Annotated in this window: 25 protein-coding genes and 2 riboswitches; of the genes, 9 read left to right on the top strand and 16 right to left on the bottom strand. The window is 60.9% G+C overall.

The annotated features are described in order from the left end of the window. Nucleotides 1-29: 29 nt before the first annotated feature. From ACTX90_RS03645 to ACTX90_RS03655, 3 genes are all read right to left on the bottom strand, one after another. Nucleotides 30-911 (bottom strand): hypothetical protein, encoded by an 882-nt coding sequence (locus tag ACTX90_RS03645; RefSeq protein ID WP_443443136.1) that lies wholly within the window; start codon nt 909-911, stop codon nt 30-32. A gap of 203 nt (nt 912-1114) precedes the next feature. Then, a complete protein-coding gene (locus ACTX90_RS03650) occupies nt 1115-2278 on the bottom strand; it encodes a YihY/virulence factor BrkB family protein (RefSeq protein ID WP_052772257.1) in 1164 nt (387 codons plus the stop codon). Nucleotides 2279-2404: 126 nt separating this feature from the next. Further along, nucleotides 2405-2980, bottom strand: coding sequence for a recombinase family protein (locus ACTX90_RS03655; RefSeq protein ID WP_443443138.1), 576 nt, complete (start codon nt 2978-2980; stop codon nt 2405-2407). Nucleotides 2981-3316: 336 nt separating this feature from the next. Here ACTX90_RS03655 and ACTX90_RS03660 point away from each other — a divergent pair, with 336 nt between their 5' ends. After that, nucleotides 3317-4429: a hypothetical protein gene (locus ACTX90_RS03660; protein ID WP_152666784.1), complete on the top strand. Its 1113-nt coding sequence runs from the start codon at nt 3317-3319 to the stop codon at nt 4427-4429. Nucleotides 4430-4571: 142 nt separating this feature from the next. On the opposite strand, the gene ACTX90_RS03665 is transcribed toward ACTX90_RS03660, so the two are convergent. Then, a complete protein-coding gene (locus ACTX90_RS03665) occupies nt 4572-6248 on the bottom strand; it encodes a hypothetical protein (protein ID WP_152666785.1) in 1677 nt (558 codons plus the stop codon). 170 nt (nt 6249-6418) lie between these two features. Further along, nucleotides 6419-6982, bottom strand: coding sequence for a recombinase family protein (locus ACTX90_RS03670; protein WP_047118381.1), 564 nt, complete (start codon nt 6980-6982; stop codon nt 6419-6421). Nucleotides 6983-7009: 27 nt separating this feature from the next. On the opposite strand from ACTX90_RS03670, the gene ACTX90_RS03675 reads away from it, so the two are divergent. Beyond that, nucleotides 7010-7288 (top strand): hypothetical protein, encoded by a 279-nt coding sequence (locus ACTX90_RS03675; RefSeq protein ID WP_152666786.1) that lies wholly within the window; start codon nt 7010-7012, stop codon nt 7286-7288. A 352-nt stretch (nt 7289-7640) separates the two neighbouring features. On the opposite strand, the gene ACTX90_RS03680 is transcribed toward ACTX90_RS03675, so the two are convergent. The 3 genes from ACTX90_RS03680 to ACTX90_RS03690 form a co-directional block, all read right to left on the bottom strand. Continuing rightward, complete coding sequence (locus ACTX90_RS03680) at nt 7641-7877, bottom strand: flavin reductase family protein (protein WP_052772258.1); 237 nt, start codon at nt 7875-7877, stop codon at nt 7641-7643. 75 nt (nt 7878-7952) lie between these two features. After that, on the bottom strand, nt 7953-8993 hold the full coding sequence (locus ACTX90_RS03685; protein WP_047118382.1) for a methionine synthase: 1041 nt from the start codon (nt 8991-8993) through the stop codon (nt 7953-7955). A 37-nt stretch (nt 8994-9030) separates the two neighbouring features. Continuing rightward, a complete protein-coding gene (locus ACTX90_RS03690; protein WP_443443977.1) occupies nt 9031-10023 on the bottom strand; it encodes a putative oxygenase MesX in 993 nt (330 codons plus the stop codon). Nucleotides 10024-10145: 122 nt separating this feature from the next. Here ACTX90_RS03690 and ACTX90_RS03695 point away from each other — a divergent pair, with 122 nt between their 5' ends. From ACTX90_RS03695 to ACTX90_RS03715, 5 genes are all read left to right on the top strand, one after another. Beyond that, entirely contained in the window at nt 10146-11087 is a 942-nt protein-coding gene (locus tag ACTX90_RS03695; protein WP_047118383.1) for a LysR family transcriptional regulator, read from the top strand. Between the two features lie 221 nt (nt 11088-11308). Next, a riboswitch (SAM riboswitch) is annotated at nt 11309-11399 on the top strand. 140 nt (nt 11400-11539) lie between these two features. After that, the gene (locus tag ACTX90_RS03700; RefSeq protein WP_047118384.1) at nt 11540-12856 is read left to right on the top strand and encodes an O-acetylhomoserine aminocarboxypropyltransferase/cysteine synthase family protein; all 1317 of its coding nucleotides are present in this window, start codon (nt 11540-11542) and stop codon (nt 12854-12856) included. After that, nucleotides 12853-14058, top strand: coding sequence for a cystathionine gamma-synthase (locus tag ACTX90_RS03705; RefSeq protein WP_047118385.1), 1206 nt, complete (start codon nt 12853-12855; stop codon nt 14056-14058). The genes ACTX90_RS03700 and ACTX90_RS03705 overlap by 4 nt, the downstream gene beginning before the upstream one ends. Nucleotides 14059-14221: 163 nt before the next feature. Beyond that, the gene (locus ACTX90_RS03710; protein ID WP_147407226.1) at nt 14222-14554 is read left to right on the top strand and encodes a hypothetical protein; all 333 of its coding nucleotides are present in this window, start codon (nt 14222-14224) and stop codon (nt 14552-14554) included. Between the two features lie 186 nt (nt 14555-14740). After that, a complete protein-coding gene (locus tag ACTX90_RS03715) occupies nt 14741-14866 on the top strand; it encodes a hypothetical protein (protein ID WP_286158850.1) in 126 nt (41 codons plus the stop codon). A gap of 66 nt (nt 14867-14932) precedes the next feature. Here ACTX90_RS03715 and ACTX90_RS03720 read toward each other — a convergent pair whose 3' ends face one another. Continuing rightward, nucleotides 14933-16021: a hypothetical protein gene (locus ACTX90_RS03720; RefSeq protein WP_152666787.1), complete on the bottom strand. Its 1089-nt coding sequence runs from the start codon at nt 16019-16021 to the stop codon at nt 14933-14935. A gap of 790 nt (nt 16022-16811) precedes the next feature. Here ACTX90_RS03720 and ACTX90_RS03725 point away from each other — a divergent pair. Next, a complete protein-coding gene (locus tag ACTX90_RS03725; protein WP_443443141.1) occupies nt 16812-17675 on the top strand; it encodes a GyrI-like domain-containing protein in 864 nt (287 codons plus the stop codon). A 20-nt stretch (nt 17676-17695) separates the two neighbouring features. On the opposite strand, the gene ACTX90_RS03730 is transcribed toward ACTX90_RS03725, so the two are convergent. The 4 genes from ACTX90_RS03730 to ACTX90_RS03745 form a co-directional block, all read right to left on the bottom strand. Continuing rightward, a complete protein-coding gene (locus tag ACTX90_RS03730) occupies nt 17696-18214 on the bottom strand; it encodes a gamma carbonic anhydrase family protein (protein ID WP_443443143.1) in 519 nt (172 codons plus the stop codon). Between the two features lie 39 nt (nt 18215-18253). Beyond that, nucleotides 18254-19096, bottom strand: coding sequence for a formyltetrahydrofolate deformylase (gene purU / locus ACTX90_RS03735; protein WP_443443145.1), 843 nt, complete (start codon nt 19094-19096; stop codon nt 18254-18256). A 78-nt stretch (nt 19097-19174) separates the two neighbouring features. Next, the gene (locus tag ACTX90_RS03740; RefSeq protein WP_443443147.1) at nt 19175-19684 is read right to left on the bottom strand and encodes a hypothetical protein; all 510 of its coding nucleotides are present in this window, start codon (nt 19682-19684) and stop codon (nt 19175-19177) included. 230 nt (nt 19685-19914) lie between these two features. Next, nucleotides 19915-20967, bottom strand: a complete 1053-nt coding sequence (locus ACTX90_RS03745; RefSeq protein ID WP_443443148.1) for a flavin-containing monooxygenase — start codon at nt 20965-20967, stop codon at nt 19915-19917. Nucleotides 20968-21057: 90 nt separating this feature from the next. Then, nucleotides 21058-21134: riboswitch (ZMP/ZTP riboswitch) on the top strand. A gap of 40 nt (nt 21135-21174) precedes the next feature. On the opposite strand from ACTX90_RS03745, the gene ACTX90_RS03750 reads away from it, so the two are divergent. Continuing rightward, the gene (locus ACTX90_RS03750; protein WP_424572608.1) at nt 21175-22035 is read left to right on the top strand and encodes a bifunctional methylenetetrahydrofolate dehydrogenase/methenyltetrahydrofolate cyclohydrolase; all 861 of its coding nucleotides are present in this window, start codon (nt 21175-21177) and stop codon (nt 22033-22035) included. A 90-nt stretch (nt 22036-22125) separates the two neighbouring features. On the opposite strand, the gene ACTX90_RS03755 is transcribed toward ACTX90_RS03750, so the two are convergent. From ACTX90_RS03755 to ACTX90_RS03765, 3 genes are all read right to left on the bottom strand, one after another. Then, the gene (locus ACTX90_RS03755) at nt 22126-23523 is read right to left on the bottom strand and encodes an MFS transporter (RefSeq protein WP_052772260.1); all 1398 of its coding nucleotides are present in this window, start codon (nt 23521-23523) and stop codon (nt 22126-22128) included. 87 nt (nt 23524-23610) lie between these two features. After that, nucleotides 23611-24843 carry an NAD(P)/FAD-dependent oxidoreductase gene (locus ACTX90_RS03760; protein WP_443443149.1) on the bottom strand — a complete coding sequence of 411 codons (1233 nt, stop codon included), beginning with the start codon at nt 24841-24843 and terminating at the stop codon, nt 23611-23613. A 2-nt stretch (nt 24844-24845) separates the two neighbouring features. Beyond that, entirely contained in the window at nt 24846-25169 is a 324-nt protein-coding gene (locus tag ACTX90_RS03765; protein ID WP_443443151.1) for a 2Fe-2S iron-sulfur cluster-binding protein, read from the bottom strand. Nucleotides 25170-25176 lie beyond the last annotated feature (7 nt).

Genomic DNA, 25176 nt, shown 5'->3' on the forward strand with positions numbered 1-25176 from the left:
TCTGGAGCAGAATGACTCATCGGTGCCTCCTACCGGTAGTCTTCAGGGCGCGGGTTCAGCCCTGGGTATTTCTGAAGTGGATTGTCGTTCAGCTCGTCCTCGGTCGTGCCGGTGCGAAGCGCCGATGGATCGGCCTGCCCCACCGGTGGCGGCGTGACACGGGGAGCGGTCTTCAGCGGTTCGGCGTGCGGTCGCTCGGAAGGATAGCTGGTGCCCGCCGGGGCATTGGCGGTTGCCTCTGGCGACTGCCGCTGACGTTCTTTCGAGGCGCTGGCATTGCGCGTGATCCTGCCGGCCAGCAGGCCAGCGCCCAGGGCGATGCCCAAGAACGCGCCGGGGCGTTTGCGGGCGAAATCCTTGACCTCGTCCACCAGATCGCCCGGTTCGCGTTGGTCCAACCAGTCCGCGACGCGGCCACTGTGGTGGGATGCCTGATCCACCAGCGTCGCCGCGGTGCCAGAAGCCTGCGATTGGTCGAGCATGGTGCGGAACTCGTTGCTGATGTCTCTGAGGTTTTCGGCCACCTTGCGTTGCTGCACCGAAGTTTGCTCGCGCAGGTCTGCACTGAGCTCTTCGAAGAGATGGGAAGCTTGCTCCTTCGCCTGGCCCGCGACCAGGGTGGCTTCCTGCTTCGCGGTGTCCATGACTTCGGCTGCCGAATGCTGGCCCTCGGCGGCAAGGTCCTTGGTCGCCTCGCCGGCCTGGGCTAGCTTGGATTCGTCCTCGTCGCCGTGGGCAGCGCCGAAGCGCGATGCAGCGTCGGTTTCCACGTGTTCGGGGAGGAACTGGTCATTCACTGGCGGAACTGGCGGAGCCGGGGCCACCGGTGGCTGGGGAGGGACTCCCGTCCCGCTGGCCGGCTCGGACCGATCGGGAGACGAGCTGGTGTTGGGAAAATTCTCGTTGCTCATGTCATACCTTCCTGTACTTAGGGAACTTCTTCGGTATGACAACGAGAGTAAAGGCACCCAGCCTGGGATACTGACCTAAGAAAGGATCATGAGGTTGCACTCAGGTTGAACTGACATGAATATCCGGGCAGAGACGCAGGAGCACTACTGCCTGATAAGTCTTATGGTGCGATGTGGTTAAAACCTTAGATCACGCCATCCCACTAGTGTCGTGGTCCTGTCGCATTCCCTTCGAAGGGGTCATCGTCGGACTCTTCGTTCCTGTCTGCAGAGACGCGCAGATCTTTACCTTCGCGGACATCTTTCTCCTCCTTCGCTAGTTGCTTCTCGCTGGCTTTGATGTCACGCGGCGGAAGCTGAATCGAGCCCTCTGCGAGGATGCCGGTCTGCAGCTCACGCGCCCGTTCAATTTCAGCATCGAACACCACACCAAAGAGCAGCGACAGGTTGCCTATCCAGATCCACAGCAGCAACACGATCACGCCGCCGATGGCGCCGTAGGTCTTGTTGTAGTTCGAGAAGTTCGAAACGTAGAAGAAGAATCCCAAAGTTGCCATGGCCAGAACCAGCAGCGCAATGGATGATCCGAGGCTGATCCAACGAAACTTAGGTTGCCGGACATTCGGCGTCCCGTAATACAGCAGTGCGATCATGGACACCGCGGCTACTATGATCACTGGCCATTTGGCGATATTCCATATCAGGATCGTTGTTTCACCGAGCCCGAACACCTCCCCGATGCTTTGCGCCACCGGCCCGGACACCACAAGCAGGACAACCAGCAAGGCCGCACACAGCAACAGCGTCAAGGTGAGCAGCAACATGATCGGCTTCAACTTATACACGGGGCGTCCTTCTTGGACGTCGTAGATCTGGTTGATGGAGCGGCCGAATGCGCCCACATAACCCGACGCGCTCCACAACGCACCGACTAAACCGACCGCTAAGGCCAGTCCGGCGGACGGCGCTGCGGAGAGTTGTTCGATTGGCTGCTTGAGGGTCTCGACAACTTGGTCGCTGGCGAACTGGTCCAGAATGCTCACCATGTTTTTCGTCGTGGCTTCGGCTTGGCCTACCAGCCCCAATAGGGAGACCACGGCAAGCAATCCGGGGAAGATGGAGAGCATCGCGAAGTAGGTGAGTGAGGCAGCTAAATCCGTACACTTATTGCGTGAAAACTCGCGGATAGAGCGCTTGAAAATGTATTTCCATGAACTGCCATGAAGATGCGCTGGTGAATCCGGTTTCGAATCGTCTTCTGGTTCAGGGGCATGTTGGTACTTATCTATGGTATCTGCGGCAGTGCCCTCATCCACCTGGGGCAGATTCTGACTGGGGCGATCCCCGGCAGAATGTGAGTTGGCCATTTTGAAACCTCCACGGCATCTTCCTTGGCGAGTAAACGATGTGCCACATTGAATCAGTACCAAGAACCAGCAGCAATGGCATTGCAGCAACCCTCAGGTACTCTGGCACCGGGGACGGCAACGTCCTTACAAGGCCCTGATTCTGCGATAGAGCGTGGCCCGGGACATTCCCATGTCCTTGGCGACTTGGGTTGCTGGTTCACCAGATCGAACCAGCTTGGCCGCGGTGCGGATTTGGGATTCGGTGAAGGTGGGGCGACGGCCGCCGAGGTCGCCGCCAGTGGTGCGGCGTTTGGTGACGGAGTCGGTGATGCGTTCGCGTTTGATCTCCAACTCCATTTGGGCCAGGGCTGCCATAACGGTGAAGACCATGGCGCCCATGGGGGTTTTGGTGTCTACGTCGCCGCCACCCAGGTTCAAGATGCGAAGTCCGATATTGCGTTCGCGTAGCTCTTCGGCCAGTTCGAGCATTTTCTGGGTGGAGCGCCCGAGTCGGTCCAGGGTAGTGATGGCGAGGGTATCGTCCGGGTGCAGGGCGGTCAGTGCTTTATCCAGTCCGGGGCGTTTGGCGAGTGCTCCGGATTGGCCGTGGTCGATATAGAGGTCATCACGGCGGACCCCGGCAGCAAGAAGATCCTGGATTTGTCGGTCGGCATCTTGGGCTTTGGTGGATACGCGGGCATAGCCGATCAGCTTGGTCATCGGTCCCTCGAAAGTGTCTCGCAACTAATGGTGTAGACCCGATTCTACGCCATTGGTTGCGACACATAGTTGCGAGAATTTTGGACCATTGAGTTCCCGCGGATTTTTCATCAGGAGCGTGGTGCGTGGTGAGACGTCTTGCAACCTATAGGTTACAAAACATATTGCGGGTCACTCTCAAATCCCAGGGTCCCTTCACGGAGTTGGATAAGTCAGGGACTCGCCTCGGATTTATTGAATATGGAAACTTGGCGGAAGTTAGGTGTCGGAACCTGCCGTGTAGAAGCAGAGCCTCGAAGCAGAGCGCGCATAACGCTCCTTGTAAACTCGATGGGTATGGAGCTTCATGAGCAGTTGTCGATAGCTATCGCGGTGAGCGACGCTCGCTATACCGCTGGACGTTTGCTGAATGCGGGCGATCACCCTCGGTCATGGCCATTTTCCCAGTGGGGAGTTATGGTCGCATTTGAAACGCAGAAGCATTTGAAAGACGTTCACGGCACTTCCTTGAACTTTGATTGGGAAGACGATGTGGCAGAGGCCGCCAGGCATGGCGGAAAGTTTTTCGACGTGCGCTCTACGCAAATCGATAGCATCCTTAACGACTTTCGTCTTTTGGCAGAAGCGACGACAAGGGCGTACTACCCTGAAGATCGACGTGGACGTGCTTTTGATTTTCTCCGAGCTGACCTGTCGGTAGTTTGCGACAGATCCGAATTGGTCTTGACTAATGTCACTGGGCACTTCATGGTTGGTCTTTCTCCCCACCGAGGAGCTGATCTTAATTTGTGGGGACCTCATATTCGGAAGCTTACGATGGGGATCGGGCAGATGGCCGGCGCTCTCACCGGAATGAATGTTCAAGAACTTTCAGTTCATGGAAGTCATATTGATGGATTCCCTACTTACTTAGACGGGGACATTGCCAAGGTTGTCCCAGCTACCTTCGGTGGGGAGTTTGACACCGATTTTGCGCTATCAATGATCAGTATCCAGTCCACGGTTCAGTCTGCGCGACGTTGGGCGCATGCGGAGTGCTGCAACACGTGCATTGCGGCAGCACTCAAGCATCGGTTTGTTGTCCTGCATCATTCTGTTCGCTCGATCCTGCAGTTGCGTGAACGTGCTGAGGTCCGGGGTCCGGTTGCAGCGGCATATGTTAAGTCCCTATCTGATTCCGCTGATCTTCAGAAAATTGTTTCCGATCCATTTCGTAAGTTAAGGAACGGTTGGTTTCACCTTGGTCTTGGAGACATCGCTGCTGATCTACCAAAGAATCCGAACATCTTATCGCCCGTTATAACTTACACGCGTATGGAAATCGAAGAATTTGCTGACCTAGTAAATCAATGCCTCAATCTGTTGGCCGAAACCATTGACGCATGGCTGCTAGAGGGTGGTGATAGTGGGTTCACATTATTTGATTTCCTCCGTCAGCCGTCGGAGTGAGGACTCGCATGTATGCCGATGATGAGCACACCCGCCAAGATGCTCGGGTAATTTTAAGACGGCTGGTTTAGAAACTTATTCCAAGTAATTTTGGACCAATCGTGCGAGGGAGAAGCTGCAGCTAGCCGCGGAACTAGCCGGCCTACGGGATAGAAATGCCATTCTCGGTTTTCCACGTTCCAAATAGATAGGTTAGATCGTGCTGTGGCAAATCTAAGGTAACTGGTCGCTGCAGATCGGAGTGGGTGGTTACGTCTTTCTTCTCTGGTACCCAGGCAACAAATGGTTCTTCGGTAGGAATATTCATTGTGATCGAATCTTGGGGTGGCTCGGTATGGGGTATTGGTTCCACTGAGGTGGGTTTCATCAATGGGTGTGTTACCACAAATTGAGGAGTGGGGTATGAGGTGCCACCAATTGTTCGGGTTCCTGCAGGTGCTAGGACGTACTGAGGGGTTTGGTCCGCAAGTGCTGTTATTTTTATCGTGCCGCGTCTAAGCGGGACGACGTTCCCTTCCCACAGCAGCCTCATCTGTCGTAGTTCCACGATCTCTCGGATCGTGGCAGGATCATTAGGTATTAACAGATGTTCCGAGGTGATCTGCTCAATAGTGACTAGATCTTGCAAAAATCCAATACTGATATCCAGATCCTGGATGTTATCACTAGAGTGATCCTCCAGCTTGAGAGCTATAAAATCTCTTTCAAGGACTTTGAATTGCAACAAACTACCTTGCTTGCAAGCTCTCTCAAATAGGTATTTGTCCAATACCATCTTGTTTGTGGCTAATGTTAAAACTTTAGTCTCCAGTTGCAGGTCGCATGCGACGTCGCCTTCGATTCGGAAAGTGAACCGGTACTCGATACAGCCCGCTACAAGAACATGCCACTCCATGCGCTCTTCGTGCGTTCCGCGGTGAGTGACCGCCGCATCGTATTCTGTTACCAGTGATCCGTCTGAGGATTCAATTTGGAGTTTAACGTGGTTCCGGTCGTCTAAGCGAAGCATCTCAGTGACGGTGAACTGTCGGAAGTCCTCGGGGAACTGCTGATCTAATACATCAATTCTCGGCATCTCAGTACCAATTGGTGCGAAATGCGCTGTCCCAGTTTCAACGATTTCTTTAGTGCCTACAACGACGTCTGTAGAGGTAGTTTCTTGAGGTAACTCTAAGGCGCCGAGATCCGCCAGCTCGGAGACGAGCTCCATTGTCCTAGCGCACAAAATGGCTACAGAGGAAAAGTAGGATACTGCTGCTGAGTAACGTTCTTTAATAGGTAGGAGAGTTCCTGGAGCCTTTTTTCCTCTGACATCAACATGTACGAGGTCGCCATAAAGCCACGCTAAGGCTAACTGGCTGTCGGAGACTTCAGGCGTAGATTCGCTACCGTCTTTCCTTGCCATCTGGGTTGAATATCGCAGTGCTATCGGTTCCGCTTCGTTAAATTGCCCCCAGGCGTTACCTAAGACCGTGTATTTTTCACGAAGCGCATCCGAATTGGTTTGTGCTTTTTCGCGCCGCCGTATGACAGCCTCGATTGCTTTGAGCACTTCGACATAGTGGATCGATTCGGTTTTTAGGAGAAGAGGTCTAATCCGGGAAGCTAAGGACTCGAAGATTTCCTCGTCCGGGAGTTTTCGTCGGAGTTCGATTGTTCCGTCAAGGTTGATCTTCCCAGACATCTTAGGATTTGCGAGCGTTTCAAGTTCGCGCGGTTCTTTTGCTAAGGAATGCGCAGCAATGCGTCTTGCTCTGAGGACGAACCTCCTGAGTGTTTCTTCGGCCTTCTGAAACTGTTGATCATCATTTGACACCATGCGGGGGAGTATGCCTCTCGTCGTTAGAAGGAAAGATTAATTATTTACAAAGGATGCCTATGCTGAACCATTCCAGAAATGATGTCGCCAATTTACTGCCGGCATAATTTCTGGGACAGTTCACGCAGGATTGCTCGAAACTAGATGCCTTAACTAGCGCGTTCCATTTCTTAAGAAGTGATCTTTCTCAGCGCTCGGTACACGGTACTACGGCTGACGCCGAGCACTTCACCGATCTGCGCCACAGTCATGTCCTTCTGTTCGTAGAGTCTTTTGGCAGTGCGCAACTTATCGGAGGATAGGGAGGGCGGACGGCCTCCAGTGCGCCCGCGGGCACGAGCTGCTTGCAGTCCCGCATTTGTACGTTCGCGGATGAGGTCTCGTTCGAATTCGGCGAGAGACGCGAAGATGTTGAAAACGAGTCGGCCGCCGGAGGAGCTTGTGTCGATGTTCTCCTGCAAGGACTTGAACTCGATTCCTTGTTGTTGAAGCGAATCCATGTGGTTGATCAGGTGCCGGATGGAGCGGCCGAGACGGTCCAGGCGCCAGACCACGAGAGTGTCACCAGGGCGAATCTGGTCCAGGAGCTTATCAAGCTCTGGCCGTGACTCGAGGGCGCCGGAGGCGGTGTCAGTAAAGACGCGATAGCAGCCCGCTGCAGTGAGTGCGTCGTGTTGGAGTTGTGCGTCTTGGTCACCAGTAGAGACTCTGGCGTATCCGAGGAGGTGTCCCATGCGTATAAATGTATCAATACTCGTGCAATGGTCACTGTTTCGATGCATAGTTTATGGCATTGGGTTTTGCGACGAAACGCACCTAAAAATCTGTTGAGTTTTCAGCTGTTGAAAATTTTCGGCGAAGCCGACGGATGGATGTGTCATAAACGACCGTTTTTGATGTCCTGCAAAAGGAACGCTCTGCGGGACACCGCAGCCCGTTCCTTCCCACCGCTGTCCATCGTGATGTGTTCCAGCATTGGTAAGCTCTCAGGCGGACGCCACCACGGCATCCACTTGCTGGTGGGGATAGCGGTGTTCTGAACCGTCCCGGAAATCATGCCGTTAGTTATTTAGCGGCATTATTTTTGCGACGGTTCATACGCAAGATCTCCGCAGACACGAGGATTTTCTAGGACAGTGTTAGGGGATACTGATTGCGCTATTTGGTCATCCCGCTGTCGATGACGGAATGATCTCCCAGGTGGCGTCACGTCTAGTCGTGGAAGTCCAATGCATCGCCGGCCTCTCGCGATGCTTGATTGCGGGCAAAGTCGGATTTGATGGCGCAGGCAATGAACACCGTAGGTTCTCTTGCCTGAATATGTTTGACGATTTCGCAGCACAGCAATGCGCGTACGCGATCTAACACAGATTCGGCGCTACTCAGTTATGTTCAAATCTGTGCCTGGGCGAAGCAGCCGATGCCGCTGGTTGCGCTCAGTTGCGTTTCCTCTACGTCCCACATATAAAGAAAATGCACGATGAAGCAATGGCCAATGAAGAGCACTGCAGACGATGAAGAGAATCGAGCCACTGATAACAATTGCAACGGCAGCTGCGCGCTCACCGATGTCACCGACGACTTGGTCAGCGCCACCGGGCTCTGTCCTGCATCGGTGGTAATCAGCACGATGCCGCCGGAGCGCCCGCGAAAGAGCGCCTTGAAGTCTTCCGCGGGGGCAGCGACGGCTCCGCCACTGCGATTTTAGACGCGGGCGCCGACAAGCTCCTCGCGCAGCACAGCGGCCCCGGCGCTTAGCGCACTTAGCTTGGCCAGTGCCACATCACGGGGGAACGGCGCCATGCCGCAATTGGTGCTCGGGATGAGCTTGTCAGCATCCATGTACGCCAGCGCCTTGCGCAGGGTTTCCGCCACCTCGTCAGGGGTCTCGACCTGCTGATTCGCCACGTCGATGGCGCCGAGCATGACCCGCTTGCCGCGCACCAGCTCCACGACCTCCACCGGGACGTTCGAGTGGTGGGATTCCAGGGAAATGGTGTCGATGGAGGAGCGCTGCAGCAACGGGAAGGACTTCTCGTAATGGCGCCATTGGGTGCCCAAGGTCGCCTTCCAGTCGTTGTTCGCCTTGATGCCGTAGCCGAAACAAATATGCGCCACGGTCTCGGCCTTCAGGCCCTCGCAGGCGCGCTCCAGCGCTGCCACGCCCCAGTCGGCCACCTCGTCGAAGAACACGTTGAACGCCGGCTCGTCGAATTGGATGACATCCACGCCCGCGGCTTCCAGTTCCTTGGCCTCCTGGTTCAAGATGGCCGCGAACTCCCAGGCCAGCTTCTCGCGGCTGCCGTAGTAGCCGTCGTGCAGGGTGTCCACCATGGTCATCGGGCCGGGCAGGGTCCACTTGATCTGGCGGTCGGTCAGGGTGCGCAGGAACTTCGCATCCTGCAGAAAGACCGGGGCCTTGCGCTCCACCGCGCCGACCACGCTGGGCACGCTGGCCTCATAGCGGTCGCGGATCAGCACCGTCTGCTTGTTCTCGAAGTCAACGCCTGACAGGTGCTCAATGAAGGTGGTGACGAAGTGCTGGCGGGTCTGCTCGCCGTCGGAAATGATGTCGATCCCGCGCCGGGTCTGCTCCAGCACCGCGGCGCGCATCGCGTCCTGCTTGCCCTCGGGCAGCACCGCCCCCTCAAGCTTCCACGGCGACCACAGGGTCTCGGTTTCCGAGAGCCACGAAGGCTTGGGCAGGGAGCCGACGATGGAGGTGGGAAGCAGGGTGTTGGTCATAACTGGTCCTTTGAATTCGTGAGGTGTTCAGGGGCGCTTAGGCGGCGGGGACGGCGTAGCCGGCGGCCCACTCTTCGAGCAGTGCGCGGTTCGGGGTGATGAAGTGTTCTTCGGTGTACTTGCCCTGGCTCGCGCCCAGGCGGGTGCGTTCCTCGCGGTCATAGGAGACCAACGTGCGGGAGAAGTCCTGCACCTCCAGGCTCGGACGGTAGACCGCCGGGGCCGGGGAGTTCGCGTTGTAGATCTCCGGGCGGTAGATCTTCTGGAAGGTCTCCATGGTGGCAATCGTGCTGGCCAGCTGCAGGTTGGTGTAGTCGTTCAGCAGGTCGCCCCGGAAATAGAAGGCCAGCGGCGCGACGGAGCCGGCGGGCATGAAGTAGCGCACGCGCAGGCCCATCTTCGCGAAGTACTCGTCGGTCAGGGAGTAGTCGTCCTGCTGGTATTCCAGGCCCAGCACCGGGTGGCTGTTGCCGGTGCGGCGGTAGGTCTTGGAGGTGGAGACGCTGATGCAGATCACCGGCAGCTGCTCGAAGCGCTGGCGGTAGGCTTCCGAGTCAAGGAAGTGCTGGAAAAGCCGGCCGTGCAGCTCCCCGAAGTCCTCCGGGACCACCGGTTTGCCCGAGGCGTCGGCAGTTGCCGGCAGCAGCACGCTGAAGTCGTAGTCCCGCACATAGGAAGAGAAATTATTGCCCACGATGCCGTGGGTGCTCGTCCCGGTGTAGCGGTCCAGGATGCTGGTGTTCAACACCTCCAGCAGCGGGAAGTCCTGCGCCCCCTGTGCCGAGTCGAAGTGCACGTTGGCGGAGATGATTTCCAGCTTCAGCGTGAAGCGCTCGCCGTCCGGATTGTCCCAGTGCATCAGGGAATTCAGGCGCAGGTCGATCATCGTCAGCGCGTTGCCCAGGTTCTCCCGGCGGTTCTCGCCGCGGGCCAGATTCGCGAAATTCGTGGTGATGCGCGAACTCTCGGCTGGAGTGTAGTCCTGGTTGAAATCGGTGCTGGAAATGCTGAAGGTCAATGCGTCTGCCATGGCGGCCAATCTGTTGCTCATGGGCCTGGACAGGCCTGAATCAAGTGGATGCCTCAATCATGCAGGGCCTTTTTCGATATCGGGTAACTGGGGCTAACTATGGATTGATATAGACTCAGCCTATGGTTCAAAAGGCAAGCGGCTTGACGCTGCAACAGCTTCGCTACTTCACCACGGTCGCGACCGAGGGCTCGATCTCCGCGGCCGCTGACCTGCTCTACGTGGCCCAGCCGAGCATGTCTGCCGCGATGAAGGAGCTCGAAGCACGCCTGGGGCGCACGCTGCTGGTGCGTTCAGCCAAGGGCGTGACGCTCACCGTCGAGGGCGCTGAATTCCTGGGCTATGCCCGCCAGGTGCTCGAACAGGTGCAGCTGCTGGAGCATCGCTACCTGGGCCGCCCGCCTTCCCGCCGCCTGCTGGGCATTTCGACCCAGCACTACTCGTTCTCCGTGGATGCGTTCGTGCGCATGGTCCAGGCCAGCGGGGCCGAGGAGTACGAGTTCTCGCTGCGCGAGACCCGCACTGAGGAGATCATCGAGGACGTGCGCACGCTGCGCAGCGAAATAGGTATCCTCTACCGCAACGACTTCAACCGCAAGGTCATCGACAAGCTGCTGCGCGAATCCCGGCTGGTGTTCCACCCGCTGTTCCTTGCAGATCCGCACATCTTCATCTCGCGCACCAACCCGCTGGCATCCCGCCGGCGCGCCACCCTGGAGGACCTCGAGGACCTGCCCCGGCTGACCTTCGACCAGGGCGCGAACAACTCGTTCTACTTCGCCGAGGAAATCCTCTCCACCCTCTCCAGCAAGCGCGAGATCAGGGTCTCGGACCGCGCGACCATCTTCAACCTCATGATCGGCCTAGGCGGGTACACGATCTCCACCGGCATCATCAGCGACGAGCTGGACCCGTCCATCGTTGCCATCCCGCTGGATATCGACGAGCGGATCGAGATCGGCTGGATCGACCACGCTGCGATCCCGCTGACCGAACAGGCCCAGCGCTACCTTGAGGAAGTACGCTCGGTGGTCTCCGAGTTCGGCGTTCACTTGCTGGGCTGAAACGTCATAGTGAGTCTTCAATTCGTCCTCACGCGACACATATAAGCCCATAATTCCCGGAATTCAGGGGTTTTTGCCCCATTTAGCGCGTCACATGGGCCATACGGGGCATGGCCCAGCATGACGAAACCGCGACATATGACGGGCCGCGGCACTGCATTAAGCGCCGGCCGCGCCCCCGCTTGCGCCTGCCGGCACCGGTGGCCAACCATGGAACTACTTACCCATCTAGAGCGACTAAGAGATCTGGCTCGTCGACGTCGCAGCAACCATCGGGAAACCGAAAGGTGCTAATGCCAGGAACGATGGAGCAGCTCCGAGCCGCGTTATAAACCGCGGCGCTGTGCCTCGTACCGTGATGTCCAGGCCGGCAATCGGCCTGGCACCGGCGGTGCGCGGCACCGTGTTCGGTGCACTCTCTCGTGGACTACACAACGAGAAGGAGTACTGCCATGGCCCAGCCACGAGACCTCGCACAGCAGTCAACCGCGGCGATCCACGCCGGATACACCCCGAGCGGGGACTACCGACCGCTGACCGTGCCGCTGTATTCCTCCGCGGCCTACGAATTTCCCTCGCACGCCGATGCGGTGGAGAAGTTCGCGCTGCGCCAGTCGGGCTTCACCTATTCGCGCACCGGGAACCCCACGGTGTCGGTCTTCGAGCAGCGCGCCGCCGCATTGGAAGCCGGAGCCAACGCGGTGGCCACCGCCACCGGCCAGGCTGCCGTGGCGCTGGCGCTGCTGGCGCTAACCCAGGGACCCAAGCACATCATCGCCTCCAGCCAGCTGTACGGCGGCACCGTGGACCTGCTCACCGATTCATTCAACGACTTCGGCATCCGCATCAGCTTCGTGGACCCGGATGACCCGGCGGCATGGGAGGCCGCCATCGAGGAAGACACCCGCGCGTTTTTCCTTGAATCGGTCACCAACCCGCTGTCCACGCTGCCGGATTTGCCGGCGCTCAGCGAGATCGCCCACCGCCACAACATCCCGGTGGTCGTGGACAACACACTGGCCACCCCTGCAAACTTCCGGCCGCTGCTGCACGGCGCGGACATCGTGGTGCATTCGGCCACCAAGGCCCTGGCCGGCCACGGCCAGGTGCTCGGCGGCGTGGTCGTGGACTCCGGGACCTTCGACTTCTCGGACCCGGTCCGCTGGGCGCAGGTCGCCGCGCCGCGGGCCCGCTACGCCGGCACCTCGCTGCTCGAACGCTACGGGGCCGGAGCCTATTCCATGCTGGTGCGTTCCAAGTTCCTGCATGACTTGGGCCCGACCCTGCCGGCGGCCAGCGCCCATGGCATCCTGACAGGCATCGAGACGCTGTCCGTGCGCACCGCCGCGGCGCAGCAGAACCTGCTGCTGTTGGCAAACTTCCTGCAGGCGCACCCCGCGGTGGCGCAGGTGCACCACCCCAGCCGGCCCGGGCACCCGCACTTTGAGCGGGCCAAACGCTTCTTCCCGCGCGGCACCGGCAGCGTGCTGGCGGTGGAACTGCACGACGAGGCCCTGGTCTCCGCGTTCATCGACAGCCTGGAGGTGATTGTGCTGGCCGCCAACATCGGCGACACCCGCACCATGATCGCCCACCCTGCCACCATGACCCACTGCCGGCTCTCCGAAGCGCAGCTGGCCGACGCGGGCCTGAACCGCGCGGTGCTGCGGATCTCGGTAGGACTGGAAGACCCCGCAGACTTGATCCGCGACCTGGACCGCGCGCTGAATGCGGCCCAGGCCGCCACCCGAGAGGAGAGCTTCGCATGAGCGGCTTCAACACGCTGGCGGTGCACGCCGGCCAGGAAAAGGATCCGCACACCGGTGCGGTGATCCCTCCGATCTACCAGACCAGCACCTTCATCCAGGACGGCATCAACGTGCTGCGCGCGGGCCACGAGTACTCCCGCGGATCCAACCCGACCCGCAACGGGTTCGAAACCCAGCTCACCGCTTTGGAAGGCGGAGCCGCAGGCTTCTCCTTCGCCTCCGGGATCGCGGCGGAAGACGCGCTGCTGCGGGCGCTGCTCGCCCCGGGCGACCACATCGTGCTGGGCGCCGACGGCTACGGCGGCACCAACCGGCTGATCACCCGCCTGCACCACAAGTGGGGCATCACCGCCAGCGCCGTGGACATCACCAACCTCGATGCGGTGCGCGCAGCGCTGCGCCCGAACACCGCGCTGCTGTGGGTGGAAACCCCCTCCAACCCGCTGCTGGGCATCGCTGATCTGGCAGGCTGGGCCTCCGTGGCCGCGGAAGCCGGCGCGCTGCTAGTCGTGGACAACACCTTCGCCACCCCGTACCTGCAGCGTCCGCTGGAATTCGGCGCGCACGCGGTGGTGCACTCGACCACCAAGTACATCGGCGGGCACTCGGACGTGCTTGGCGGCGCGGTGATCGTGGGGGAGCACCTGCACCGCGGGCAGTCGCTGGCCGAGGCCGTGGGCTACCAACAGTTCGCCGGCGGCGCGGTGTCCGGGCCGCAGGACAACTACCTGGCCTCGCGCGGGCTGAAGACCCTGGGCCTGCGCATGGAACGCCACTGCACCACCGCCTCAACGCTGGCCGGATGGCTGGAGGACCGGCCGGATGTCACTCGTGTCTACTACCCGGGGCTACCCGGGCATCCAGGACACGAGCTCGCCACCCGGCAGCAGCGGGACTTCGGCGGGATCCTCTCGCTGCAGTTGGCTGACGAGGCAGCCGCCCGCGCCTTCGCCGAGTCTATGGAGCTCTTCCAGCTCTCGGTGTCGCTGGGCGGGGTGGAATCCCTGGTCTGCTATCCGCGGGAAATGACCCATGCGTCGTTGATCGGCACCCCGCTGGAAATCCCTGCGAATCTGGTGCGGCTGTCGGTGGGCATCGAGGAAGCCGACGACCTGTTGGGCGACCTGGAACGCGGGTTCGCTGCAGCGGCAAAGGCGTCCAGGGCCGGCAGTATTCAGCACCAGAGCTTTGCTACCGCTTGATCTGCCGTCAGAAGATTGTCCGGTGGTCTTCCGCACCGGAAAGCTCGCGTCGACGGCAAATCGTTGGCACGGCTCAGTTAATTCTCTCCTGTGGTGCGCGCCATGCACGGAATACTGGGTTCCAAATGCGATGATCTCCGGTAACTGTGATTGGGGAACCAAAATGACAACTGCATTCCGGGAGCCGAACAGGTCGCAAAATCCAATGAAAACACTTGGCATCGCGGGTGCGGTGGACATGGTCGGTTTGAACATCACCGTGCTGGCCTTCTTTGCCTTGTGGCTGATTGCCGACAGCGCCGCCATTGGCCGCATGGAATCGGAATCCAGTATTGATCCGGGCCAGATGCTTCCGAACTCGGAATTGATGTGGTTGGCAGCGCACGGTTCCGTGCTGATGGTTGTCGTTCTGGATTTGCTGGCTATTGTGTTGCTGGTCAAGAACACAGGTGTCCTGCAGCATGCCGCCATGGAAAATAGGTCTCATGTCTCTTGAAGAATCCAATGACGTTGAAAGCCACTCGCGTGGGTACCGCAATCCTCAACGGAGGCCGGGGTAGGTCTGGGACGCTGAGAACGGCCAGCTAGCCATGTAGGGCGACCGGTTTACGGGCACCATAGCCATCCGCCGTTAGAGGTTCGGATGAGCGCAACGGACCCTCGGTAGTCCTAGCGTGGGTGTATGAAGCACATAACTCTGGAGATCATTAATGTAATTGATCTTCCTGCCGCTCCGATTTTCGTCACCATGTCGGTCGCTGGCGGCCTCGTGAAGTCCGAGAACGCCGTCGCCGTGGCCAATCCGTAGCTCACCGACCAGTGCCATCGAACATGAGTGACCTCTCATTCTTTGCGCGGTGGCAACACCTTGGAGCTAACGCCTGAGTTTCCTGATCGCCCAAGCTACTGTAGATCCAGCAAGGAATAGAAGCGCGGATGCTGTGAATAAGCGGGGGTAGGCAGAAGAATCCGGGACATCGGTCCTACTGCCTAGATCCGGCGTCAGTTCTCCTGCCACGTCTGCTGCAGGTGCTCTGCGATTCCGTCGGTTCTGGACAACTTTATTGAACACAGGGCCTATGGTTCCAACTAGCCAGATCAAACCACCCCCGGTGATACCGGCCGCTGCGGAGGCGAGGAAGAGCTTGCGCTGGACGTTTGTCTCCTCTTGCTGGTCGATGCCGGCTAACCGAAATCCCGCGCTGGTGTCAGCACTTCGAATGGGAAGCCTCCATGTGGGAGCAGTCGGGTCTACTACCTGTGGGCTTGAGATGGTCGGTACGTACTCGGCTGGGAGATCTCTGGGTTGGATGCTGACCACAGATTCAGTAGCTACCGACTGAATGTCCAGAAGGTCAGTGACAGCGGGCAATGTCATGGTAGCGATACGAGGGAAGGCATAGCGGTGATGGGATCCCGCAAAGGCTTCAGTGGGCGCAGACGTATTGCCTTGGAGAGACACAGCCCAGCCCATACCAGCTTCTCCGATGGTCGTATCCCGGAAATCCGTTGGCCAGATACGGGTCATAACGCAGTCGTCATCAATTGAAAATTCGAGTCCGATCCCACTTACCCTCGGATTCGAATCCGTCGGCGGTATCGGAGGCGCAAATCTGAGCTCTTCGCCGTTGCTCGTCTTGCGCAGATGAACGTCCTTCATCGCTCCACAAAACCCAACCATCAGCTCCCCGGCTTGGTCTGGCGGCACAGCAGCGGCGCTATCTCCTTTCAGGACCATGTCGAATTTAGTCAGGTTCGGAGAAGGGTAGAAGCGCAAGTCAATATCCACGCGGACGGGCGCCGATGCTGATCCATGCTTCACGCCGACGAAAATCGCACCGGGCATATTCAGCTTTGGGACGGAAGTGAGGGCTGGCTCAGAAAAGTGCCATGCTCCGAAAGCTGACAGGGCAGTCACGACGAGCGCTGCCACCATTTGCGTCTTTTCATACGTCTTCACCATCCAAGCAGTCTATGAGAACGCGCTTGATGTTGGGTCCTATTGGGTTGGGTACGTCATGACGTCGGAGTGATTGGCTTCCGCTCCTATGCTGAAGGGGGTCGTGTTACCGGCGGTATGCATCGCATGCCTCCTGCGAATGGGACGGCCCAGTTTATCAATCGATAACCGTCGGGAATGGTGGTCAAATGGGCCCCTACCGGCAGGCCAGATAGCGCCAGGGTTACAGAGATTTCCAGCCCGAAAGCGCCTGTGAAAGTACCCACGCGTGTGGTTTCTCAATTCTGTGTCATCGACTATCTCTGCGGTCGTAGCCATATGGAGGGGGAAACGATGCATCGGACGGTGACGGAGAATTTCAACATCTTAGGTCCGATCCGATTATCGTAGCCTTCAGTAGCGTAGTAGATAAAGCATTGGCTGGCGTCAGTCCATGATGAATTCATGGTAAGGCGTTTGGTGTTACCGGCATCAGAAGTCTTGTATTCCCTGGAGTGCAGGCTGGAGAAACCGGCCTGTGTCGGAAGCGCCGCGACGGTGAGGCCGCCGGTGGTCAGCGCTCGAGCGGCGGCAGGCATGGCAACACGTGCCAGATTTTGCAGTTCATGATGCCTCGCGGAACCGCCCCGGCGCGGGAAAGCCGGAACCGGCACGCAACACAACGTGCAGTGATACGCCCCGTACTGACTGCTGTCGCAAGCTGGTGCCATCGGACGACCTGATCTGAACGAACCGCAAAAGTCGGGCGTGACTATGCTTCCCCTCGGGATAGTGGATGGTGAAGGGTGGGAACATGATCGGAATTCTGAATCGGCTCATGGAGCAGATCGAACAGCACCTTGATGCCGAGATTGATTTCGGCCAGTTGCTGGCGGGCTCGGGTACCACCGTGTACCACGTGCGCCGCATGTTCTCTTCGCTGGCAGGAATGCCGCTGTCCGAGTATGTGCGCCGTCGGCGCATGACGGTGGCGGCTGCAGACTTGCTGGAAGGCCAGGATCTGCTGGGCCTTGCCGTGCGCTATGGCTACGGCTCGGCAGAGGCCTTCGGCCGGGCGTTCCGTGCGGTGCACGGTGCGGGCCCGGGCGATGTCCGCCGTGATGGCGGCCCCCTTCGAAGCCAACCAATACTCAGGTTCAGCCTGACCGTCGAAGGGAGTGTCCCCATGGATGCCCGAATTGTTGAACGCCCGGAATTCAAGCTGGTGGGCCACGCTGCCCGTGTGCAATTGATCCACGAAGGGGCCAACCCGCAGATCCAGGCCCATATCGCCTCGTTGCCAGTCAGCGAGCATGCCCGGCTCAAGGAGTTGGGCAACACCGAGCCGGCAGGCCTGCTCCAGGTCAGCGCGGATGTGGATGCAGACTACCGGGAGGGCACCGAGCTCACGTACCTGCACGGTGTCGCGATGCTGGATGGGAACGTGCCAGAGGACCTGGATGCCATCATGGTTCCCGCCGGGACCTGGGCGGTGTTCCGCACGTCGGGACCCTACCCTGCGGCCTTGCAGAACGTCTGGGCTTCCACCGCTACGCAGTGGTTCCCGTCGAACCCGTGGCTGCTGCGCGAGGGGCCGTCCATGGTGGCGGTGCTTGAGCGGTCCGAGGACTTCAGCACCGCCACCTGCGAGCTGTGGCTGCCCGTGGAACGCGGATAGGGCAGCCGGCCCGCCGCGGATCAGGAATTGGCGACCAGATGCTTGGCGGCCAGGCCCAGATAGGTGTCGGCGTTCTTCTTCAGTCCGGCGACCTCTTCCTCGGTCAGTTCGCGGCGCACCTTGGCCGGGACACCGGCCACCAGCGAACGCGGCGGAACCTGAGTGCCTTCAAGCACCAGGGCTCCGGCGGCCACCAGCGACTGCTCGCCGATGACCGAGCCGTTCATGATGGTGGCGCTCATTCCCACCAGGCAGCCGTCACCCACGGTGGCCCCGTGGACCACTGCGCTGTGCCCGACGGACACCCCTGCGCCCACGGTGCAGGGGTATCCGGTGTCGGCGTGCAGCACCACGTTGTCCTGCAGGTTGCTGCCTTCGCCCACGTGGATCGGCGCCGAGTCTCCGCGCACGGAAACGCCGTAGAACGCGCTGGAACGATCGCCCATCACCACGTCGCCGCTCAGGGTGGCGGTAGGGGCGGTGAAAACATCCTGGCCGACCTGCGGCGTATGGCCGTCGATGGTAATAATGTGAGTCATGGCACCACTGTAATAGGGGCGGATAGGACCCTGCGACTATTACGAGAAGACGATGGTGCGCTGTCCGTCCAGCATGACGCGGTGCTCAGCGTGCCACTGCACGGCGCGGGTCAGCGTGCGGCCTTCGACGCTGCGGCCCAGGGCCACCAGCTGCTCCGGAGTGCGCGCGTGGCTCACCTGGGTGACTTCCTGGTCGATGATCGGACCCTCGTCCAGAGCCGAGGTGACGTAGTGGGCGGTGGCGCCGATCAGCTTCACGCCGCGGGCGTATGCCTGGTGGTAGGGCTTGGCTCCCTTGAAGGACGGCAGGAACGAGTGGTGGATGTTGATGACCCGACCCTCCATGCGCTGGCACAGCGAATCGGAGAGGATCTGCATGTAGCGGGCGAGCACCACGAGCTCGATGTCGTAGTCGTCAACCAGCTTCAGCAGCTCGGCCTCGGCCTGGGACTTGTTAGAGGGGGTGACCGGCAGGTGGACGAAGTCCACGCCGTAGAACTCGGCCATGGACTTCAGCTCCAGGTGGTTGGAGACGATGACCGGGATGTCGATGGCCAGGGTGCCGGCGCGCTGGGCGAACAGCAGGTCGTTCAGCGCATGGCCGGCCTTGGAGCACATGATCAGCGTTCGGGTGCGTGCGGTGGTGTCGTCCACGCGCAGCGACATGTGGAACTCGTCGCGGATGGGAGCCAACGCCGCACGCACCTGCACCAGGGACTGCTCGGTTGCCACCTCGATGCGCATGAAGAAGGTTCCGGACTCGGGGGACTCGTATTGCTGGGACTCGGTGATGTTGCAACCGGCACCCAGCAGACCTCCGGAAATGGCATGGACGATGCCGGGACGATCTACGCAGGACAGGGTGACGGTGTACTTGTTCATGCATTGAGGTTAACCGTCTAACGCCCTGCGTGCACATTCGACGCCTACGGTTACGTCTTCCGGCGTCCCGTGTTGCTGCTATTTGTCTGCTTCGTCAGGCGAATCGGCGAAGATCGTCACCCAGATATCGGTGCCATCAGCCACCTTGACGGTGACGGTTTGGCTGGCAGCCGGGTCACTGATGTCAAACAACCCTGCGGCTCCGCCGTTCAGCGAGCAATCACTTGAGACCTCCTTGCCGCCTACGCCGTCGAGGGAGGCAGACCATTTGCCGGTGCCCGAGCACTGGACGGCTACGCCCAGGTGGGAGTATCCCGGGGGCATCGGTTCTACGTCGAAAGAAGTGGTGCCCGCACCGGCAACCTGCTGGCGAATCTCTGATGACGGGCTGCCGTTCTTGAGCACCGAAGCCTGGGCTTCGAAGATATCGGAAGTTTTTGGTGCGCTTTCCGGGCTTGCGCTGCCGGTAGTGGGGCTTGCCCCAGTTGTCGTTTCACCGGCTGGATCTGCCTGACCGGTGCAGCCAACTGCGGCAACGCTCAAGAATACGAACAATGAGAAAGCACTAGCCTTCCTGAGGTTTTTCATCTCGGGAGACTACAGTCGGGAACAATTAAAGTCGATCGTTTGCAGAAATAAGACAACAGCACAGAATGCAGACGGCCATCCAGCTACGCCGCGTCATCGGCTTGCCTGGCTGGGAACCTGTTCGACGCTGTGCGTGGAGCGACGAACCAGCGTTTGTAGCGGCTTCAGACGGGGCATACGCGGGGAATCGGTCAGGTGCTCCGCCCCGCATACGCCGGCGAGGTTCCGGACTATGCCGGAACTGCCGCCAGGAACCTGCTGGCTGCCACCGCAGCCTTGCGACCGGCGCGAGTGGCGCCCAACGTGGAGGCCGAGGCGCCGTAGCCGACGAAGTACATACCCGGAAGCTCAACCGCGCTGACCGAATCCTCGGCGATCAGGATGCCGCCGGCTTGCGTGTGCAGGTGCAATGGGCGCAGGTGGTCGTGCGCATGGCGGAATCCGGTGGCCCAGAGGATGGCGTCGATTGGCTCGGTGCTGCCGTCCTGGAAGTGCACGCTGTGCGGGCCCAGGAAGTCGATCTTTCCACGGGAAACCAGCGCGCCGGAATCGATGGCCGCCTGCATCACCGGGTTCAGCATCAGACCGGTGGCGCCCACCACGGAGGTCGGCGGCAGGCCCGCGCGGGTGCGCTCGTTGACCTGGCGCTCCACCTGGACGCCCCAGCCGGCGCTCGGCGTGCGCCAGTCCGGCTCGGATCGGGTGGACCACAGGGTGTCCACGCCGGCAGCGCGCAGCTGCACGATGAACTGGGTGGCGCTGGCTCCGCCGCCCACCACCAGCACGCGCTGGCCGGCGAACTGCTCGGGGCCGATGAAGCCGTTGGTGTGCACCTGCGGGCCGTCGAATCGACCCGGGTAGCTTGGCCGGTTGGGGTTGGTCCAGGTGCCGGTCGCGTTGATGATGCTGCGCGCCTGCAGCGTGCTTCCGTCGGCGAGCTCGACCGTGAAGATGCCGTCCTGGTGGGTGACCGCGCGGACCTCGGCATTATGGCGCACCGGCAGGTTCTTCTCCCGCTCGTAGGCGCCGTAGTATTCGGAGACGACCTCGGACGCCGGACGGGTCGGGTCCTGGTTATCGAAGGGGAACTCGGGCAGCGATGCCACCGCGTGGGTCTTGCTCAGGGTCAGCGTGCGCCAGCGGTGCTGCCAGGCGCCGCCCGGACCCGGATTGGCATCCAGCACCACGTAGTCCTCCCAGGGCTTCAGTCCCCGGCGCTGAAGATGGAATGCGGCGGACAGTCCCGCTTGCCCCGCACCGATCACGATGTTCTGGTAATACACTGCTGCCTCCTTACCCCTGTAACCGGTTCCGCAGGACCTTCATTCCGCGTGAGGCGGTTGTCACACGGGCTATGGCTGGGCATTGGATAGAATTGAACCCGTGACTGGCGTTTGGTGGACTACCACCGGGGAGCTAATCGTGGGAGCCGCGCGCCTGGGTTCGCACACCACCTGCCTTGGCAACAGGGCCCCTACGGAAGGATGAGCGTGAGCGCACGCATTCTCGACGGCAAGGCCACCGCGGCCACCATCAAGCAGGAACTGACCGAGCGCGTTGCCAAGCTGAAGGCCGCCGGCCACAGCACCGGACTGGGCACCATTCTGGTCGGCAACGATCCTGGCTCGGCCTGGTACGTGGGCGGCAAGCACAAGGACTGCGCCGAGGTGGGCATCGAATCCATCCGCGTGGACCTGCCGGAGGAAACCACCCAGGACGAGCTGCTGGCCAAGGTGCGCGAACTGAACGAGAACCCTGCCTGCACCGGCTACATCGTGCAGCTGCCGCTGCCCAAGCACATCGACCAGGACGTCATCCTGGAAGCCATGGACCCGGCCAAGGACGCCGATGGCCTGCACCCGATGAACCTGGGCCGCCTGGTCGCCAACGTGAACCGCCCGATGGCCTCCCCGCTGCCCTGCACCCCGTTGGGCTGCGTCGAGCTGCTGGCCCGCCACGACATCGACCTGACCGGCAAGCACGTGCTGGTGGTCGGCCGCGGCGTGACCATTGGCCGCCCGGTCGGCCTGCTGTTGACCCGCCGCGACGTGAACGCCACCGTCACCCTGGCGCACACCGGCACCACCAACCTGGACGAGCTGCTGGCGCAGGCCGACGTCGTCATCGCCGCCGCCGGCTCGGCCCACATGATCAAGACCGCCAAGCCGGGCGCCATCCTGCTGGACGTGGGAGTTTCCCGCGTTGACGGCAAGGTCACCGGCGATATCGACCCGGCCCTGTACGAGGTTGCCAGCTGGATCTCCCCGAACCCGGGCGGTGTGGGACCGATGACCCGCGCGATGCTGCTGAACAACGTGGTGGAAGCCGCGGAGCGCAACGCCGCGAAGTAGACGCGAAAAAACCAAAACCGACAGCCCGCCAGTGAATTACTGGCGGGCTGTCGGCTTTCTAGTATGCGCGCGCGGCGGTCTTTCCTGGACCTACAGCGCGTCCTGGGCTACGGGTTGCGCCGCGGTGCGCTTGTCGAATACCAGCGCCCCCACTTCCTGCTCGGCCTGGTTGCTGATGGACAGGTCGATGCCGCTGCGGTCGCGGACCAGCGAAACCGCAACCAGTGAGATGGCGGTTAGCCCGATCAGGTACCAGGCCACCGCGTCCGTACCACCGGTCGCCTGCACCAGGGCGGTGGCGATCATCGGGGCGAAGGCGCCGCCCAGGATCGCACCGAAGGCGTAGGAGATCGAGACTCCGGAGAAACGCACCGAGGCGGGGAAAAGCTCGGAGTACAGCGCCGCCTGCGGACCGTAGGAGAAACCAAGCCCGACCGCGAACAGCGCAAAGGCCAGGTAAAGCAGCGGCAGGCTTGCGGTGTTGACCAGCCAGAACAGCGGAAAGATGCACAGCAGCTGGCTGACGAAACCGATCTGGTAGGTCCGCTTGCGGCCGATCTTGTCGGCCACCAAGCCGGAAAGCAGAGTGAAGACGAACCACATGACTGCGCCGAAGGACACGGCTAGCAGCACCTGGGTCCGGTTGAAGCCGACCGGACCTTCCGGATCGGTCATGTAGGCCTGCAGGAACCCGCCGGTGGTCATGTAGCCAGCGGCGTTGTTTCCGGCGAAGACCAGCGCGGCGATCAGCACCAGCAACCAGTGCTTCTTGAACAGCACGACGATCGGTACCCGGGTCTGGGCCTTCTTCTGGGCGATTTCCTCGAACACCGGCGACTCGTCGACCGAGCGGCGGATGAAGTATCCGACTATGACCAGCACGAAGCTCAGCAGGAACGGAACGCGCCAACCCCAGGCCACGAACTGCTCGCCGGGGGAAATCACGCCGGTCATCAGTGCCATCATGGCCGAGGCCAGCAGCATGCCCAGCGGAACACCCAGCTGCGGGTAGGCGCCAGCCCGACCGCGGCGGTTCGTTGGCGCATGTTCAACTGCCATCAGCACGGCGCCACCCCATTCGCCGCCCGCCGAAATACCCTGCAGGATACGCAAGAGCAGCAACAGGACCGGAGCGATGATGCCGGCGGTCTCATAGGTCGGCAGCACGCCGATGAGCGTGGTGGAGGCACCCATGAGTGTCAGCGTGAGCACCAGCATGGCCCTGCGGCCGATCTTGTCGCCGAAGTGACCAGCCAGGAATGCACCCAGCGGACGGAACAGGAAGGAGATGCCGACGCTGGCAAAGGAGAGCAGCAGGCCGATCTGCGAACCGGCGGGTTCGAAGAACAGGTGGGCGAAGACCAGACCAGCCGCGGTGGCGTAGATGAAGAAGTCGTACCACTCGATGGTGGTGCCGATGATGGTGGCAAAAGCGACTCGTCGCTGGCTGGCGGTGGCGCCGTGTTGCCGGGGAGGAACAGTACTCACGGGTTTACCTCTGATTGTGTGAACGAACAGTGCAAGTGCGAACCATCGGGCTCCTCGTGGGAGTGTCCGGTTCGTGGCAGCCGTGGATCAGGCCGGGATCGGGGTGCTTCGGGCAAGCTCCTTCAAGGAGGCCGATGCTTCCAGCATGGGCGCGGTGATTGGCGTCCCGCTGGAGAGGAGTTTTCGGGCGGAAATGTGGTCCGCGGGACGGTTGACGGATTCCACGGTGGTCAGGACGCCGCCGCGGAACAGGGCGATGGAGAATTTGCCGGTGTCCGGCTCGCCCAGCAGCACCGCGTCATCGGTTGGCGCGGACAACCCGGCGATCTGCAGCCGGTGTTCGCCTTGGACGCTCCAGAACCAGGGAAGCTCGCGGTATTCGGTTGGCTGGCCGGTCAGGGTGAGCGCAAGCGCCCGGGCTTGGTCATTGGCGTTCTGCACGGATTCCAGCCGCGCCCGCTCCGAGGTCGCAGCCAGAGGGAAGTTTGCGCAGTCGCCCAGGGCGTAAATCCGTTCATCCGAGCTGCGCAGGAAAGCATCCACCATGATGCCATTGTCGCAGGCCAGCCCCGAATCCGCCGCGAGCTCCGTATTGGGCAGGACGCCGATGCCGTAGACCACCAGGTCTGCCTCGTAACCATGTCCGGCAGTGGACAGGACCTGAAGATGACCATCTTGCGCTTCGATGCGCTCCACGCCTTCGTTGCAGCGCAGGTTGATGCCGCTGCCGCGGTGCGCCGCGGCAAACCAGACGGACAGCGGCTCGGATGCTGCGCGTCCCAGCGGGCGCGCGGCGAATTCCAGCACTGTGACCTCCAGCCCGCGCTTCCTGGCCGCAGCGGCGAACTCCAGTCCGATGAACCCCGCGCCGATGACTACCACGCAGCGCGCCTCGGCCAGCCGGCGCTGGAGAGCACGTGCATCATCCAAGGTGCGCAGGCCGTAAATTCCCGGCAGCTCGCTTCCGGCACAGCCAAGTGGGCGGTTGCGGGCGCCGGTGGCGATCACCAGGCGGTCGTAGGACAGCTGGGTGCCGGTGCTGAGCGTGACGATGCCGGTGGCCCTGTCGATGGATTCGACCCTTGCCCCCGGGATCAAATCGATATCGTGCTCGGCGTAGAAGCTTTCCGGGCGCAGGGCCAGGGGCCCGGACGCGGCATCCGCCGCAACATAGTCCTTGGACAGCGGAGGGCGCTGATAGGGCAGTTCAGTTTCCTGGGTTATCAGTGAGAGCGGGCCCCGGTGTCCTGCCTCGCGCAGGGAAGCCGCCAGCTGCACTCCCGCGTGCCCGGCCCCGATGATGACGATGCGTGGTTCCATGGCTAGACCTGGTCGCTGGGTACGGTGACGCGCAGCTGCTGGGTGGCACCACCGAGGCGGACCTGGCAGCCCAGGCGGCTGAAGTCCGTGCGTTCTGCGGCTGTGCAGTCGAGCATTTCGTCTTCGTCCTCGGAGATGTCCGAAAGGCCTGCGGCATCCTCCGGCGCGACATAGACATGGCAGGTGGCGCACATGGCCTGTCCGCCGCATTCGCCGACGATTCCGGCAATGCCGTTGGAGACTGCGGCGCGCATGATGTTGCCGCCGTCAGCGACCTCGACCTCGGTAGCGGTGCCGTTGGGCTGTTCGAAAATAATGGTTGGCATTGAAAGC

It is taken from the genome of Glutamicibacter soli, assembly GCF_052322135.1.
GTDB lineage: Bacteria > Actinomycetota > Actinomycetes > Actinomycetales > Micrococcaceae > Glutamicibacter > Glutamicibacter soli.